Origin of the sequence: Stenotrophomonas sp. GD03877, from assembly GCF_029840555.1 — a bacterium.
Lineage (GTDB): Bacteria > Pseudomonadota > Gammaproteobacteria > Xanthomonadales > Xanthomonadaceae > Stenotrophomonas > Stenotrophomonas geniculata.
Genome location: NZ_JAOCCT010000002.1, coordinates 235,207 through 251,044, shown reverse-complemented (window position 1 = coordinate 251,044; position 15,838 = coordinate 235,207). Strand labels below are relative to the sequence as shown.

Below are 15,838 nucleotides of genomic sequence, written 5' to 3'. Positions count from 1 at the left end.
TCCCGCAACCGGACCCACCCCGCCATCCCACGGATAGCCAGCCTTTGCTTCGGCGGTTGCTGTTGCTCTGGCTTCGGCAGGTGCAGGGCTGCAAGCCCTGCCGAACACCCTCTACTTTGCCTGCTCGCAGAACTTCTGCCGGTACTCGAGTGCCTTCGGCATCAGCGCCTGCAGGTTCTGGATGCGGGTGCCCGGGTTCGGGTGGGTCGAGGAAAACTCCGGTGGTGACTGGCCACCACTGGCCTGGCCCATGCGCTGCCACAGCGGCACCGCCTCGCGTGGGTCGAAGCACGCCGCCGCCGCCAGCATCAGGCCCACTTCGTCGGCCTGCGTCTCGTGGCTGCGTGCATACGGCAACAGGTAACCGTAGCCCATCGCCGACATCATCATCTGTTGCTGCTGCGCATCCATGCCGCTGGCGGCGCCGGCCACCTGCCCGATCTGGGTCAGCTTCTGCTGGGCCATGCGCTGCGCACCATGGCGCAGCAGCGCATGCGCGATCTCATGCCCCATCACCACCGCCATCGCATCGCGGGTGCGCGCCACCGGCACCAGCCCGGTGTAGACCGCCATCTTGCCGCCCGGCAGGCAGAACGCATTGGCCTGGTCGGAGGGGATCACATTCACTTCCCACTGGAAGTCCCGCGCGAAATGCGCCGGCTGCACGCCATGCTCCTGGGCCAGCGCGGTCTCCACCACATCGACCTTGGCGATCAGGCGCTGGGCGATGTCACGCACATCACGCGCGATCGGTGCATTGGGGTCCATCGGCCGTTCCTGCGACAGGATCTGCTGGTAGGCCTGCAGCCCCAAAGCAGTCTCCTGGCGCGCGTCCAGGCTGCTGTCGATCATCACCTTCTCACCGGTATAGGGATCCACCGTGCGGTTGGAAAACCAGTAGAAGACCGCGTAGCCGGCGGCCAGCAGCAGCACCCACCAGCGGATGTTGCCGAACAGGCCGCGGCGCTGCGAGCCTTGTGGCGGGCGGGAAAAGGGATCGTTGCGCATCGGGTCGGCTTCCAGCAGGCCCCGCCGGCCGGCGGGCACGGCGCAATCTTAGTGCGCCGATGCCAGCAACGGGTGAAGCCGGCTGCCGTTCAGATGCCGCGTACCAGGCGGAAGCCGATGCGCGCGTTGGTGGTATCCGAGTCCTGGGATTGCCGCCAGGCGGCGCGGGTCTGCTCCGGCGCATTGGCCCAGTTGCCCCCCCGGATCACCCGTGCGCGACAGCCCGGGTTGAACCAGGCGGCGCCATCGGCGGGCGCGCGCCGGTAGCTGGCATGCCAGCAATCGGCCACCCATTCGCTGAGATTGCCGCCCATGTCGTGCAGACCGAAGGCATTGGCCTGGAAACTCCCTACCGGTGCCGGCCCCCACCAGCCATCGCCATAACCGATGAAGGCGTTGTGCCAATGCCGCCCGGAGGGCGACACATCCTTGCTGCCGGTGAAATTGCCGCTGCCCGGCGGCGGCGTGCCCGCATCGCCCCAGGGGTAGCGACCACTGTTGCCGCCGCGCAGCGCGTACTCGAACTCTGCTTCACTGGGCAACCGGTAGCTGCGCCCGGTCTGCTCGGACAACCACGCCGCGTAGTTTTCGGCATCGCGGATGCTGACGTGCATCACCGGCGAATTGGCCATCGCGCGGCCACCGTCGTAATCCGAACGCCAGTCCACGCCGCTGCGGCGGATGAAATTGCCGCTGCGTTCGTCATAGACCACCGAATGGCCGCGCCGCGTCGCCCGGGGGCGCGCATTGGTCGCCTTCACGTAGCGCTGGAAATCGCTGACCGTGACCTCGGTGATTGCCATCGCGAAGCCTCGATCAAAGCGCACATAGTGCGATGGTCGCTCGGCATCGCTCGAACCCGGTTCGGCATCACCGGCGCCCATCTGGAAACCGCCATGCGGCACCACCACCATCTGCGGCCCGCGTCCGCCATCACGCATGGCGTCGCTGAACACCTGTCCCGGGCGGAAGCTGCCGTAGTGGGTGGCCAGGTCGATGCGCTCACGCAGCTGGGCCACCACCGCGTCTCCCGGCAGGGCGATGCGCAGGGCCTCGGCCAGTTTCTCGCGTGCCGGCTTCAGGCCCTGCGGCGTGGACAGGTCGCGCAGGCCGTCATCGCGCAACTGCAGCAATGCCGCCGCACGGATCTGCTCGATGCGCTCGAACGCGTCGGCAATGGTCGGCGACGAGTCGCGCACCTTGCTGGCTTCGGCCAGCCAGGTGCCCGCGCTGGCGAAATCGCGCGTGCGAGCAGCGTCCTCGGCACGACGGATCAGCCCGCTTTCGGCCGCGGCCAGCCCCTGCCGTGCACGGCTGTTGTTCTCGTCCAGTGCCAGCGCCTCGCGGAAGTTGCCGATGGCGCCATCCCCGTCCTCGCCGATCCGGTCCGAGCGCAGGTCTTCTTCACCGGCGCGGTTGTAAGCGACCACCCGCTGGGCAAGCTCCACCCGACCCTGCAGTGCGCGTACCTTCTCGTCCTTGGGCGCCAGGGTCAGCAACACCAGCGCCTGGCGGCTCGCCTCGGCCAGCGCCTCGCGCTGCTTCAGCGGCCGCACCAGCAGCGCATCCGCCTGCTGCTGCAGGCGCTGGCGGGCACGCTGCAGGCCCTGGCGGGCCTGGCGGTCATCCGGGTCCTCTTCCTGTACCGCCAGCCACAGCGGGATGGCGGCATCGGCATCCTCATACAGCCGGCCCTCGGTGAAGGCCTGCCCGGCCGCGCGGCGCAACTGGGCCAGGCTGCGGCCCTGGCGGTCCACCCGCGGCGGCGTCCACTGCTGTACATCCTCGGCGGCATCCTCACCGGCGATGGTCACGCTGCCCTGCACGGCCTGCGGGCGCTCGTCGCTGTCTGCGTTCGCGGACGGGCGCGCCTCCTCCCCGGCACTCCGGTCCGCTGCCGTGGGGGGCGACGGCGTGCAGCCTGCCAAGGCCATGGCCAGGGCGGTGCACAGCGCGGACGACAACGGAAAACGCAAGCGGAGCCTCCTTCGGCACGGACGCGCACCGACGTTAGGCTATTCTCCCCTGCCTGAGCAAACCCGAGTAGTAGGCCCTGAACCGTGGCAACCTGGATCACCACCCCCGCCGAGCTGGATGCGTACTTCCAGCAGCGCCCGACCCGCATCGGCTTGGACACCGAATTCATCCGTGAACGCACCTTCTGGCCGCAGCTGGCCCTGGTGCAGATGGCGGTCGGGCAGGACATCCTGCTGATCGACCCGCTGATTCCCGGCATGACCGAGGCGCTGGCACCGTGGCTGGCCGATGAATCCATCACCAAGGTGATGCACAGCGCCAGCGAAGACCTGGTCGCCTTCAAGTGGGCGTGCGGCGTGCTGCCGCGACCACTGTTCGACACCCAGATCGGTGCCGCGCTGGCCGGCATCGGCGGCGGCATGGGCTACCAGAAGCTGGTGGCGGAGATCACCGGCGTGGCGCTGGCCAAGGGCGAAACCCGTTCGGACTGGATGCGCCGCCCGCTTTCCGAGTCGCAGCTGCAGTATGCCGCCGACGATGTCGAGCACCTGTTCGCGCTGCATGACGCCATTGATGCCAAGCTGCAGGCGCTCGGCCGCCAGCAGTGGCTGCACGACGATGGCGAGCGCCTGCTGGCCAGCGTTGCCAATGACGAAGACCGCTGGCCGCACCTGGCGATGCGCTCGGCGCAGTTCCTCGACGCCGCCGCACAGCACCGCCTGCTGCGCCTGCTGCGCTGGCGTGATGTGCAGGCACGCAACAGCGACCGCCCGCGAAGCTGGATCCTGGACAACGAACTGGCCGCCACCCTGGCGCGCACGCCACCGGCCGACGAGACTGCGCTGGGCAAGCTGTTCGAGCAGTTCCCGAAGGCACCGCGCAAGCTGGCAGGCGCGGTCTGGCAGGCACTGTCCACGCCGCTGGCCGATGAGGCCGAGGCACCGCTGGCACTGCCCGCCAACGACAGCAACAAGCAGGTAGTGAAGAAGCTGCAGGACGCGGTGGCCGAACGCAGCCGCGAGCTGGGCCTGCCGGATGGCGTGCTGGCCTCCCGCAAGCATCTGGAAAGCTATCTGGAACGCCGCCAATGGCCAGCCGCACTGGCCGGCTGGCGCCAGCAGGAACTGGAGTCGCGGCTGCAGGCGTTGCTGCCCGCACGTTGATGGCACAAGGCGCCGGACCACGCCGGCGCCGTGCACCTGAAGCCTGCAGGGGCCGTGCTAGGGTTTGCCGGTACTGACAAGGAGACGTCGATGCGGAGCCTCAAGATCGCGACCGCCTGCGCACTGCTGCTAACCACGTTGGGCCTGACATGCTCTGGGCAGGCAGCACCGCTTTCCTATGCACAGGAAAAGGAGAACACAGCCAAGCTGGTGGACATCATTGACGGTGCCACCCGCGACGGTCTGGTTGCCGTGCTGGTGCCGGCCCCGTATGCCGTGCACAACGGCGGGCCAGGCGTCGGCTCTCCGGTCCCAGGCTTTCATCTGGGCAACCGCTCGACCGACCTACCCGGGTTCTCGACGCGAGTGTCCTTCCAGCACAAGGACATTCCCTCCCAGGGCTATGTGCAGCTGTTCAACACCAACGAACTGGAAACCGGCCCGCAGCGGACGGTGTTGATGGACGTGTTCGAGGTGCATCTGATTCCGCCGGGCACCTATCTGCTGAACGGTGCGGAGAACTACCGCCTGAACACCCGCGTGGCCAAGCTGAAGCCGCTAGGGACCACGGACGAAGTATCGAAGGACATCGGCGCCACCCGCCTGGCCGACGTCGATTACCGTTTCTATTCCTGGAAGAAGGTCTGGGTACCACCCGGCGTCCTGACCGATCAGCACTCCCAGCAGGTCTGCATCTCGGTGCATGTGGCCTCCGGCAACTGCGTGGCATGGGGCACCCAGAACTACGAAACCTCGCGCCCGACCGAAGGCTACTGGGATGACAGGATCGTCCCTGAAGACATCCCTGCCGTACGCATCCAGGCGGTCATCGCCAAGGCCCACGCGCCACTAGGCTTCACTGCCCGCGAAGGGCAGATCCTGCTCAGCCCCTTCATTGTTGCCGCCGACGGCGATATCGATTTCAACGCGAACGACTGCGCACCGGTCGACAAGCTGACGGGATGCGCCCTGCGCCGCTTCAGGGTGCACTACCAACCCGCGCCGCTGGACGCTGCACGCAAGCACATCGCAATCACCTCGCGCGGCCTCAACGGCAAGCAGCGCAAGGTACTGGAGCGGATGGAGGCGATGCAGCTGCAGGTGCTGGGCCCCAGTGCGCCGTCCGATGCAGGGCTGGGCAAGGGCGTCAGCGCCACGCCTTGAGCACGGATGATGCCTGGCCAGCAACGAAAAACGGCGCTCGATGAGCGCCGTTTCCGTTACACGACGGGGTAAGGCTTACCAGTTCATGTTCAACGAGACACCCACGGTGCGCGGTTCGTTGTAAACCGCGGCCATGTAGTTCTCGATCACACCCTTGAGGTTCTTCTCGTTGGTGATGTTGCGCGCGAACAGCGCCACTTCGTAGGCACCATAGTTGCCCGAGTAGCCGATCTTCAGGCCGCCCTCGAAATCACCCTTGGAGTTGAACTCCTTGCTGTCGTACAGCACGAAGCTGGTGTAACCCTGCTTGTTCCAGTCGGTGGAGACGAACATGGTGCCGGCGTCGCTGACCGGGAAGTCGTAGCGGGCGGCCAGGTTGACGTTGTACTTCGGCGCGTTCGGCAGCGGGTTGCCGTCGATCTGGGCGAACGTGTTGGCACCGACCTTGATCGTCGGGTCGCCGACGGTGCAGACCACCTGGCCGTTGAGGCCGCAGACCTGCGCGTACACGCGCTTGTCCTTGATCTCGCTGTGCAGCAGGCTCAGGCCGGCGCTCAGGGTCAGGTTCGGGATCGGGCGCAGTTCCATGTCGGCTTCAAAGCCGTAGGCCTTGGCCTTGTCGGCGTTGAACAGCACGCCGTTGCCGTCCGAATCGTTGCCGTTGAGCTGGATGTCGTTGACGGTGTAGGTGAACGCGGTGGCATTCAGGCGCAGGCGGTTGTCCCACAGGCTGCTCTTCACGCCCGCTTCCCAGGACAGGATCGTCTCGGAATCGGCGGTGGTGAAGTCGGCATTGAACACCGCCGAACGGCCCTGGATGGTCGGGCCACGGAAACCGCGCGCGACCTTGGCGTAGACGCTCACGTCCGGGGTGAACTGATACATCGCGCTCAGATCCCAGCTCGGCGTGGTGTCGGACATCTTGACGTCGGTGCGGCCCTTGTAGGTGACCACGCCGGCGGCGGTATCGGCGGTCTTCAGCAGACGGGTGTGCTTCTCGTCCCTGGTCTGGCGCAGGCCGGCAGTGACGGTGAACTTGTCGGTGAAGGCGTAGCTCAGCTGGCCGAAACCGGCCCACGAGGTGTTCTTGTTGCGCAGGCGCACCCAGTTGTTCGGGTTGCGTGCCGCGCCCTGCAGGAACCATGCGCGCTGGTAGAAGTCGGTGGTGTCGCTGCCGTTGAAGTAGAACGCACCGGCCTGCCACTGCAGGGCGCTGTCGTCATGGCTGGCCAGGCGGAATTCCTGGGTCCACTGGTCCAGGTCGCGGATGCGGCCCATCGACTGGCCGTAGCCGTTCGGCACGCCGTTCACCGGGAAGTTCGCCGCGGCGCCACCGTCGGTGTCACCACGGCTGTAGCCGGAGGTTGTTTCGTAGGCGGTGATCGAGGTGAAGTCGATCGCGCCGAAGTCGTAACGTGCCTTCACCGAACCGCCGTAGGTCTTGTAGGCCTGCGGATTGTTGTCAGCTTCGTCGTAGGCAACCTTGTCGCGCGGCACGTCGGTCTTGTTCGAGCCCTTGGTCAGCGCGCCGCGCAGGAACAGGGTCGAGGTGCCTTCGTAATCGCGGGCGTGGGCCGAGGCCAGGATCGAGAACTGGTCGCTCGGGGTCAGCAGCAGCTGCGCGCGCACGTTGCGGTCATCGAAGCCGCCCATGGCGTTCTTCTTCGGGCTGACCGTGCCATCGGCGCTCGGGCCCTTGTAGGTGTTGTCGACGTAGTCGTCGCGGTGCTGGTACAGGGCCGACACGCGGAACGAGGCGATGTCGTTGATCGGGCCGCCGAAGCCGCCGTCGATCGACACGCTGTTGTAGGTGGCGTAGCTGGCGCTGACGCGGCCGGTGTAGTCCTGGGTCGGCTTCAGGGTGTCGAACTTGACGATGCCGGCGGTGGTGTTGCGGCCGAACAGCGAGCCCTGCGGGCCGCGCAGCACTTCCACCTGGTCCACGTCATAGACCGGGTTGGACTTCAGCACCACGTGTTCCAGCACCACGTCGTCCTGGATGATGGACACTGGCTGCGAGGCACCCAGGTAGAAGTCGATGTTGCCCAGGCCACGGATGTAGAAGCGCGGGAAGATGCGACCGGTGGTGGTTTCCGCATACAGGCTCGGCACGCGGCCGGACAGCGCCAGCAGGGTGTCGTCGCCGCCAGCGGTGAAGTCGCGCATGCGCTCGCCCTGCACCACACCGACCGAAACCGGCACTTCCTGCAGGTTCTGCTCACGGTGTTCGGCGGTCACGGTGATCGTGTCCAGGCCGGTCGGGGTCGGCGCGCTGTCCTGCGCGGCGGCACCGAAGCTGCCGACCAGGGCCAGGCCGGCACAGGCCAGTGCCAGCGGGTGGCGGCGGAAGGAAACAAGGGAAGACGACAGACCCGACAGGCGGCGGGAATCGGTATGGGAGGGCATGCAATGCTCTGAGGAGGCGTCCGTGCGGCCTGCGCGGGCCGGGCGGCAAAAAGGAGGGAAACTGCGCAAGCGGCCATTATCCCCCAAATTGTTACGATTTCGTTGCGCCGCACCCAAACCCGGCGAAACAAGCGGTTTCGGCACAGTCACCGGGCATTCCGCACGCCCTGAAGGCTTGACTCAGGGCAGCGGGGTCAACGCGACATCGACCATCGCCAGCAGGCGCTCGCGGCTGATGCCGTCACGGGCCTGCACCGAGATGCCATGCAGCACCGTGGCGAAGTGATCGCCCAGTGCCTGCACTGCCGCGTCGTCGGCCAGCTCACCCTCGGCCTGCGCCTGCTGCAGGCGCGCGATGATCGCCGCCGTGCGCTGGCGACGATGGCTGGCCAGCCAGTCCCGCACGCCTTCGCCATCGGGCGACACGCTGCTGGCCGAGGACACCACCAGGCAACCATGCGGGCGCCCGCGACGGGTGTAGGTCAGCACGGCTTCGCGCAGCATCGAACCGATCGCCTCACGCAATGTTGCCTGCTCCAGCGCGCGCGGCGCGAAACCGCCCTCGCCCTCTTCGTACAGCGCCACGGCTTCGCGGAACAGCTGCTCCTTGCTGCCGAACGCGGCGTAGATGCGCGCCGACGCGATGCCCAGCGTTTCGACCAGTGCCGACATCGACGTGCCTTCATAGCCGTGCTGCCAGAACAGCAGCATCGCCTTGCGCAACGCCTGGTCCCTGTCGAATTCGCGCGGTCGCCCTGCCATCTGCCTGCCTGCTCCAGTGAGGCGCGCAGTGTAACGCGGGTGTTGACCACCGCGAGGGTCGCGCCTATTCTTTGTCGACCGACAAACAATTGGAGCAACACATGCAGACCCTCAAGGGCCCCAGCCTGCACCTGGCGCAGTTCGCCGGAGACCAGCCCCCTTTCAACTCACTTGCCGGCATTGCCGCGTGGGCCGCCGGCCACGGTTTCAAGGCCCTGCAGATTCCCGCGTGGGATGCACGCCTGTTCGATCTGGCCACCGCCGCCGACAGCCAGGACTACTGCGATGACATTCGCGGCACCCTCGCCGAGCACGGCCTGCAGGTCAGCGAACTGACCACCCACATCCTCGGCCAGCTGGTGGCCGTGCATCCGGCCTACGATGAACTCTGCGATGGCTTCGCGCCGGAAGCACTGCGCGGCAATCCGAAGGCCCGCAGCGAATGGGCGCAGCAGCAGCTGCACCTGGCCGCGCGCGCGTCACGCCGTCTCGGCCTGCAGGACATGGGCACCTTCTCCGGCTCGTTCGCCTGGCCCTACCTGTTCCCGTTCCCGCAGCGCCCGCCGGGCCTGATCGACGCGGCCTTCGATGAACTGGCGCGACGCTGGCGGCTGATCCTCGATACCTGCGAGGACAACGGCATCAACCTCTGCTACGAGATCCACCCCAGCGAAGACCTGCATGACGGCACCAGCTTCGAGCGCTTCTTCGAGCGCGTCGGCCAGCACGAGCGCTGCCGCATCCTGTTTGATCCCAGCCACTTCGTGCTGCAGCAGCTCGACTACCTGCAGTACCTGGACATCTACCACCCGCTGATCCGCATGTTCCATGTCAAGGACGCGGAGTTCCGCCCCAGCGGGCGCCAGGGCATCTATGGCGGCTACGCCGACTGGACCGAGCGCGCCGGCCGCTTCCGCTCGCTGGGCGACGGCCAGGTCGACTTCAAGTCCATCTTCTCCAAGCTTGCCCAGTACGACTACCAGGGTTGGGCGACGCTGGAATGGGAGTGCTGCCTGAAGGACCAGGAAGCCGGCGCGCGCGAAGGCGCCGCGTTCATCCGCGACCACATCATTCCGGTCACCGACAAGATCTTCGACGACTTCGCCGGTGCACCGATCAGCACCGCACAGATGCAGCACATGCTCGGCATCGCCTGAGCCCCAACGGAGCACTCCCCCATGACCACTTCCCTTTCCGCTGGCGCTGCCGGCGACGCTTCGCTGCGCCACCATTACCTGCGCATCGACGGCCAGCGCGTGCATTGCGTATCCGCAGGCCACGGTGAACCCGTATTGCTGATTCCCGGCTGGCCGCAGACCTGGTACGCCTGGCGCCACGTGCTGCACGCGCTGGCCGAGGCTGGTTTCGAAGCCATCGCGGTTGATCCGCCGGGCATCGGTGAATCCGACCGCCCCACCCACGGCTACGACACCGGCAGCGCCGCCGCCGTCCTGCACCAGACCATGCAGGCGCTGGGCCACGACCGTTACCAGGTGGTCGGGCATGACATCGGCATGTGGCTTGCCTATGCGCTGGCCAGCGACCAGCCGCAGGCCGTGCGCCAGCTGGCCGTCACCGAAGCGGTGATTCCCGGCCTGGCGCCGGAACCGGGCATCTTCGCTGCGCCGGCCGACAATATCTTCCTCTGGCACTTCATGTTCAACCAGGTGGCGGACCTGCCCGAGGCACTGATCAGTGGCCGCGAGCGCGCCTATCTGGAATTCATGTTCGACCGCTGGTCGTACCGCCGTGACGCGGTGGCTGCCGACACCTACATCGCCGCCTACAGCCGCCCCGGCGCGCTGCGGGCCGGCTTCGCCTGGTACCGCGCGATTCCGGAAACCATCCGCCAGAACAAGGAACGTGCACAACGCCGGCTGGCGATGCCGGTGCTGGCCATCGGCGCCGAGCACGCCACCGCCGATGCGCCGATGCTGACCCTGCAACCGCACGCCGACAACGTGCGCGGCAGCATCGTGCCGGGCTGCGGCCACTTCATCATGGAAGAAGCGCCGCAGGCGTTCCTGGCGCAACTGCTGCCGTTCCTGCAGGAGGCGCGCCATGCAGCTTGAACCCGCGCTGCAGCAGTTCGCCGATGCCGTCGCGGCCCATCCGCTGCCGGACGACCTGCGCGAGCTGCGTGCGATCAGCGAGAGCGCGCTGCCACAGCTGCAGGGCGCGCCGCAGCCGGTTGCGCATGTGATCGAACATGCGGTGATCGCACGCGACGGTCATCTGCTGGAAGTGCGCCTTTACACACCGGAAGGGCTGCCCGATGGACCGGCGCCGGCGTTGTTGTTCGCCCATGGCGGCGGCTGGTTCCAGTGTTCACTGGCGGTCTATGACGGCCCCTGCCGCGCACTGGCCAATGCCAGCGGCTGCGTGATTGTCGCCGTGGGCTACCGGCTGGCGCCGGAACACCCGTTCCCGGTTCCACTGCATGACGTTGCCGACGCCTGGTCGTGGCTGCTGGCCAATGCCGAACGGCTGGGCCTGGACGCGCAGCGATTGGCGATCGGCGGCGACAGCGCCGGCGGCAATCTGGCCGCCGCGTGCTGCCTGCTGCTGCGCGATCTCGGCCTGCCGCAACCATGCCACCAGTTGCTGCTGTACCCGGCACTGGATGCCGGGATGAGCAGCGATTCCTATCGCCAGTACGCCAGTGGCTACTACCTCAGTGCCGAACTGATGCAGCGCTGCTGGCAGGCCTATCTCGGTGATACGGCCACACCGCCGGCACTGGCCTCGCCGGCCCATGCAACGGATCTGCATGGGCTGGCGCCAGCCTCCGTGCTCAGCTGCGAGCATGATCCGCTGCGTGACGAGGCCGAACAGTACGCGCACCGCCTGCAGGCTGCGGGTGTCGACTGCACGCTGGAGCGGCTGCCAGGGATGATCCATGCCTGCATCCACCTGCACGCGGTCAGTGCCCGCACCGACGTAGCAGTTCAGCGCGCGGGCACGCTGCTGCGCCAGGCCCTGCGCTGACCCGGTTTAGGGCGGCGGCAGATGCCTGCCTGCCGCCGTCCCGGCCCGGCGCTTGGCAAGCCCGGCAGGCAGCGCTACACTGAAAGCCTGCCGTGGGGCCATAGCTCAGCTGGGAGAGCGCGTCGTTCGCAATGACGAGGTCAGGAGTTCGATCCTCCTTGGCTCCACCACTATTCAGAAGAACCCGTAGATCCCCGTGATCTGCGGGTTTTTTCTTTTCAGCGCCCGCGGCTCAGGCCGGCTCCTCGCCGCCGTCCTTGCGCCGCGGACTGCGCGAATGCGTATCACGCACCTGTTGATCGCGCTGGCCCGGCCGCTGCCTGGCCACATCGTCCTGCTTCCTGTCCTGGCGACTTTCCTGGATGCCCTGCTTCGGGTCCTGACCCTTGCTTCGCTCGTTCATCGAAATCTCCCACGCCGGCGCCGGGCCCTCGTTGCCCACCACGCTAGAGGTTGCCGGGTAAGCCGCAGGTCAGTCCTGCGCCAACGTCATGTGCAGGACTGGCTTGCCGCCGCAGCCCCCGCGCGGCCAGAATCCGGGGCACCACGCTCACCGGTATGCCATGCCCTCTCCTGCCCAGCACGCAGCGCACACGTTGCCGATGCTCCTCGATGCGACCGACGGCAGCATCCAGCTCGGCAACCTGCCGACACTGATCTGCCCCACCCTCTCGCAGGACGAGGCGCGCATCGCGTTCGCCACGCTGATGCATGGCGAGCGCGATGTCGGCACCGGCTATCACTGGCTCAGCCTGCACCGGCTCCGTCTGGGCGGCGCGCCCGCCGGCATCAGCCTGTGTTTCCACGGGCAGCAGCTCGACATGGTGACGATGGGCGTCGATCTGCCCGGTGCAACACTGGAAGACGGTTGGCCGACCCAGACCGCGATCGATGCCGAAGTCGCCTTCATGCGCCGCACGCTGGGTGCCGCGCTGGGTCGCAAGCTGGCCGGCGGCCACGCCCGGTTCGACTGGGGCGAAGCCTGGGCCCGTTTCGATCCGAAAGGCTTCATGGCCAGCAGCGGTATCCGCTACGCGCCACGCTCGTGACCCCGCTCAGGTGCGGGTGATCGACACCCCACCCTCCACGCGCATCGCGGTACCGGTAACGAAACTGCTTTCATCGCTGGCAAGGAACAGCGCCGCGTTGGCGATCTCCTCCGGCTCGGCCATGCGCTTCAGTGCGTGCAGCGAGCGCACGAAGTCGCGGGCATCGCCGGTGGGTGCGGCCTGCCGCCCCATCTCGGTATCGGTGCCACCGGGCAGCAGCACGTTGCTGCGCACGCCGCGCGCACCGTATTCGGCAGCGATCACCTGGCTCAGGCCGATCAGCCCGGCTTTGCTCGACGCATAGGCCGCCATGCCTGGGAATCCCACGGTGTGACCGACAAAGGTGCCGACGAACACCAGCGAGCCGCCGCCGCGCGCCAGCAGTGCCGGCAACTGCGCGCGTGCCGCATGGAAGGCGGCATCCAGATTGGTCGCCATCACGTCGCGCCAGGCGTCCACCGGGAACTCCGCCGCCGGCACGCCCGGGCCAAGCATGCCGGCATTGTTGAGGGCGATGTCCAGGCCGCCGAATGACTGCTGGGCCAGATCGACCAGCACCTGCGCCGTGCCCGGGTCGGCCACGTCGGCGGCATGTGCCACGGCTTCGCCACCGGCGGCGCGAATCTGCTCGGCCAGCGCCTGCAGCGGCTCCGGCCGCCGTGCGTTGAGCACCAGCTTTGCCCCTTCTGCAGCGAAACGCAGGGCGCTGGCGCGGCCGATGCCGGCGCTGGCACCGGTGATGAGAGCGATCTTGTTGTTCAGGCGCATGGTCGTGGTACCGATTGTGAAGTGGCCGCCACGATGCCGCGCCTCTCGCCTGCCAACACTCCGTTTCCGGGCCTGGCCCATCGGTGCAGGAAACGGAGTTTCCGCAGCACCGGCGCGTGCCAGAATCCGGCCATGGACAGTACCGCCACCACCGCCCTCGATGCCCGCGTCGAACGGGTCTGCCGCCACCTTCAGGCCAGCCACGACGAACCCTCGCTGCAGGAACTGGCCGGGATCGCGGGTTGCAGCCCAACCCGTCTGCATCGCCTTTTCAAGGAAGCAACCGGGTTGACCCCGAAGCAGTACGCTGCCGCGCTGCGCGCCGACCGCCTGCGCACCGGGCTGGAACAACAGGAACGTATCACCGACGCCTTCCACGATGCCGGCTTCGGTTCCAGCGGACGCTTCTACGAGAACGCACCGAAGTTGCTGGGCATGACTCCCAAGCAATGGCGCGCAGGTGGTCGCGGCGAAGTCATCCACTTCGCGCTTGCCGAAAGTTCACTGGGCAGCGTGCTGGTCGCCAGCAGTGCCACCGGCGTGGTCGCGATCCTGCTCGGCGACGATCCGGAGACGCTGCTGCAGTCATTGCAGCAACGCTTCCGCCAGGCCGAACTGGTCGGTGCCGACCAGGGCTATGAACAACTGGTGGCACAGGTGGTGGGCCTGGTCGAGGATCCCACGCGGGGCGCCACGCTGCCGCTGGACATCCGCGGCACCGCGTTCCAGCAACGGGTATGGCAGGCGCTGCAGCAGATTCCGCGCGGGCAGACCGCGTCGTATGCGGATGTCGCCGCACGCATCGGCGCGCCCCGCTCGAGCCGTGCCGTAGCACGTGCATGCGCAAGCAACCCGCTGGCGGTGGCAGTTCCCTGCCACCGCGTCGTACGTCGCGATGGGGACCTGTCCGGCTATGCGTGGGGTGTAGCGCGCAAGCGCGAACTGCTGCGCCGGGAAAAGGCCTCGACTGCCTGACGTGGGTGCCGACCTTGGTCGGCACGCCCAGCTTCCGGTAGGTGCCGACCTTGGTCGGCACACCGCCAAGCCCTCAATCCAGCTTCACCACCAGCTTGCCGAAGTTGTGCCCCTTCAGCAGCCCGAAGAACGCCTCCGGCGCATTCTCCAGCCCTTCCACCACATCCTCGCGGTACTGGATGCGGCCTTCGCGCAGCCACTGCGGCATCTCGCGTTCGAAGTCCGGCCACAGATGGTTGAAGTCGTGCACGATGAAACCACGCACGGTCAGGCGCTGGCGCAGGATCTGGCTGAACAGTGCGGGCAACCGGTCTGGACCGGGCTGCTCGACGCCGCGCTCGTTGTAGGTGGCGATGGTGCCGCACACCGGAACGCGGGCGAAGTCGTTGAGCAGCGGCAGCACTGCATCCAGCACGTGCCCGCCCACGTTCTCGAAATACACATCGATACCCGCAGGAACCGCCGCGCGCAGCTGGTCCGCAAAATCAGCGGCGCGATGATCCAGCGCCACGTCCACGCCCAGCGTCTGCAGATAGGCACGCTTGGCTTCGCCACCGGCGATGGCGACCACGCGCGCGCCCTGCAGCTTGGCCAGCTGGGCCACGGTCGCACCCACCGGCCCGGTCGCGGCAGCCACCACCAACGTCTCGCCCGCCTTCAAACGGGCGATTTCATGCAGGCTGGAATAGGCGGTGAAGCCGGGCATGCCATATACCCCCAGCGCCGTACTCAGCGGCAGCCCGGTCGGATCCAGCCGGCGCCCCAGTGCCTTGGCCGGCAGCACCACATGGGTCTGCCAGCCACCCGGTGCCAGCACCAGCTCACCTGCGGCTACGCCCTCGGCGTTCGACTGCAGCACCTCGGCCACGGTCTGCCCTTCCATCACCGCGCCCACCGCCACCGGCGCGGCGTACGACGGGCCCTCGTCCATGCGTCCACGCATGTACGGGTCCAGCGACAGATAACGGTTACGCAGCAGCACCTCGCCAGCGGCCAATGACGGCAACGCAACTTGTTGCAGGCGGAAATTGGCTGCACTTGGCGCCCCCTGCGGACGCGAGGCAAGCACGATGCGGGAGGTGGTCGAGGAATCGGACATGGCCAGGTCTCTGCTGTTGCCAGCATCGGGAAAGGACTGCCGACACTACGCTGCGGCGATCCCCGATGGCGGCCACGAAAACAGCGTTCCATTGCCCGGACCCGCGCGGGTCCGGCGCCCCCCTTGCCCCTGCAGCTTTGGCGATTGCGGCGACCTGCTGATTTCCACCGCAGGCCATGATCGATTGGCCACGCCCCGCCCCACAACGGAGGATCAAGCACTTGCGAGCGCGCAGACGGCAATGTGAAGAAATCTTGGCAAAACGCTTGCCGAAGGCAGGCGACCTCCGTAATATACGCGTCCTTGGCAGCGACCTCGCTGCAACGAAACATGTGGCCGAGTAGCTCAGTTGGTAGAGCAGGGGATTGAAAATCCCCGTGTCGGCGGTTCGATTCCGTCTTCGGCCACCACTTTCGAAGGCCTGCAGAAATGCGGGTCTTTTTTTTCCGGAAACCGGGTTTGATCACGGTTGCCACACA

The 15,838-nt window shown here is 67.1% G+C and carries 14 protein-coding genes and 2 tRNA genes; 9 read left to right on the top strand and 7 right to left on the bottom strand.

The features are described from left to right. Positions 1–111 precede the first annotated feature (111 nt). A complete protein-coding gene (locus N5D20_RS02410) occupies positions 112–1,008 on the bottom strand; it encodes a M48 family metallopeptidase (RefSeq protein WP_019336850.1) in 897 nt (298 codons plus the stop codon). Positions 1,009–1,097: 89 nt separating this feature from the next. After that, complete coding sequence (locus N5D20_RS02405; RefSeq protein WP_054172202.1) at positions 1,098–2,984, bottom strand: formylglycine-generating enzyme family protein; 1,887 nt, start codon at positions 2,982–2,984, stop codon at positions 1,098–1,100. An 84-nt stretch (positions 2,985–3,068) separates the two neighbouring features. Here N5D20_RS02405 and rnd point away from each other — a divergent pair, with 84 nt between their 5' ends. Both rnd and N5D20_RS02395 read left to right on the top strand, forming a co-directional pair. Continuing rightward, positions 3,069–4,148 carry a ribonuclease D gene (gene rnd, locus N5D20_RS02400; protein ID WP_197578351.1) on the top strand — a complete coding sequence of 360 codons (1,080 nt, stop codon included), beginning with the start codon at positions 3,069–3,071 and terminating at the stop codon, positions 4,146–4,148. A gap of 90 nt (positions 4,149–4,238) precedes the next feature. After that, positions 4,239–5,312, top strand: a complete 1,074-nt coding sequence (locus N5D20_RS02395; protein ID WP_197578350.1) for a hypothetical protein — start codon at positions 4,239–4,241, stop codon at positions 5,310–5,312. A gap of 75 nt (positions 5,313–5,387) precedes the next feature. Here the strand turns inward: N5D20_RS02395 and N5D20_RS02390 are convergent, their stop codons facing one another. Together N5D20_RS02390 and N5D20_RS02385 are read right to left on the bottom strand one after the other, a co-directional pair. After that, entirely contained in the window at positions 5,388–7,718 is a 2,331-nt protein-coding gene (locus tag N5D20_RS02390; protein ID WP_197578349.1) for a TonB-dependent receptor, read from the bottom strand. A 180-nt stretch (positions 7,719–7,898) separates the two neighbouring features. Beyond that, a complete protein-coding gene (locus tag N5D20_RS02385; protein WP_049437387.1) occupies positions 7,899–8,480 on the bottom strand; it encodes a TetR/AcrR family transcriptional regulator in 582 nt (193 codons plus the stop codon). A gap of 101 nt (positions 8,481–8,581) precedes the next feature. On the opposite strand from N5D20_RS02385, the gene N5D20_RS02380 reads away from it, so the two are divergent. The 4 genes from N5D20_RS02380 to N5D20_RS02365 all read left to right on the top strand — a co-directional run bounded on the left by N5D20_RS02380 (position 8,582) and on the right by N5D20_RS02365 (position 11,638). Further along, a complete protein-coding gene (locus N5D20_RS02380) occupies positions 8,582–9,637 on the top strand; it encodes a sugar phosphate isomerase/epimerase family protein (protein ID WP_197578348.1) in 1,056 nt (351 codons plus the stop codon). Between the two features lie 21 nt (positions 9,638–9,658). Continuing rightward, the gene (locus N5D20_RS02375) at positions 9,659–10,552 is read left to right on the top strand and encodes an alpha/beta hydrolase (protein WP_197578347.1); all 894 of its coding nucleotides are present in this window, start codon (positions 9,659–9,661) and stop codon (positions 10,550–10,552) included. Then, a complete protein-coding gene (locus N5D20_RS02370) occupies positions 10,542–11,468 on the top strand; it encodes an alpha/beta hydrolase (RefSeq protein ID WP_197578346.1) in 927 nt (308 codons plus the stop codon). The genes N5D20_RS02375 and N5D20_RS02370 overlap by 11 nt, the downstream gene beginning before the upstream one ends. A 94-nt stretch (positions 11,469–11,562) precedes the next feature. Beyond that, positions 11,563–11,638, top strand: a tRNA-Ala gene (locus N5D20_RS02365). Between the two features lie 62 nt (positions 11,639–11,700). Here N5D20_RS02365 and N5D20_RS02360 read toward each other — a convergent pair. Next, positions 11,701–11,871, bottom strand: coding sequence for a hypothetical protein (locus tag N5D20_RS02360; protein ID WP_197578345.1), 171 nt, complete (start codon positions 11,869–11,871; stop codon positions 11,701–11,703). A 160-nt stretch (positions 11,872–12,031) separates the two neighbouring features. Here N5D20_RS02360 and N5D20_RS02355 point away from each other — a divergent pair, with 160 nt between their 5' ends. Beyond that, positions 12,032–12,517: a hypothetical protein gene (locus N5D20_RS02355; protein WP_197578344.1), complete on the top strand. Its 486-nt coding sequence runs from the start codon at positions 12,032–12,034 to the stop codon at positions 12,515–12,517. Between the two features lie 6 nt (positions 12,518–12,523). Here the strand turns inward: N5D20_RS02355 and N5D20_RS02350 are convergent, their stop codons facing one another. Then, positions 12,524–13,285 (bottom strand): SDR family oxidoreductase, encoded by a 762-nt coding sequence (locus N5D20_RS02350; RefSeq protein WP_010486526.1) that lies wholly within the window; start codon positions 13,283–13,285, stop codon positions 12,524–12,526. 132 nt (positions 13,286–13,417) lie between these two features. Between N5D20_RS02350 and N5D20_RS02345 the strand changes: the two genes are divergently transcribed. After that, positions 13,418–14,260 (top strand): methylated-DNA--[protein]-cysteine S-methyltransferase, encoded by an 843-nt coding sequence (locus tag N5D20_RS02345; protein WP_049409128.1) that lies wholly within the window; start codon positions 13,418–13,420, stop codon positions 14,258–14,260. Positions 14,261–14,333: 73 nt separating this feature from the next. Here the strand turns inward: N5D20_RS02345 and N5D20_RS02340 are convergent, their stop codons facing one another. Next, the gene (locus N5D20_RS02340; protein WP_197578343.1) at positions 14,334–15,359 is read right to left on the bottom strand and encodes an NADP-dependent oxidoreductase; all 1,026 of its coding nucleotides are present in this window, start codon (positions 15,357–15,359) and stop codon (positions 14,334–14,336) included. 334 nt (positions 15,360–15,693) lie between these two features. Between N5D20_RS02340 and N5D20_RS02335 the strand changes: the two genes are divergently transcribed. Continuing rightward, positions 15,694–15,769: transfer RNA gene (locus N5D20_RS02335), tRNA-Phe, on the top strand. The last annotated feature ends 69 nt before the right edge of the window (positions 15,770–15,838 follow it).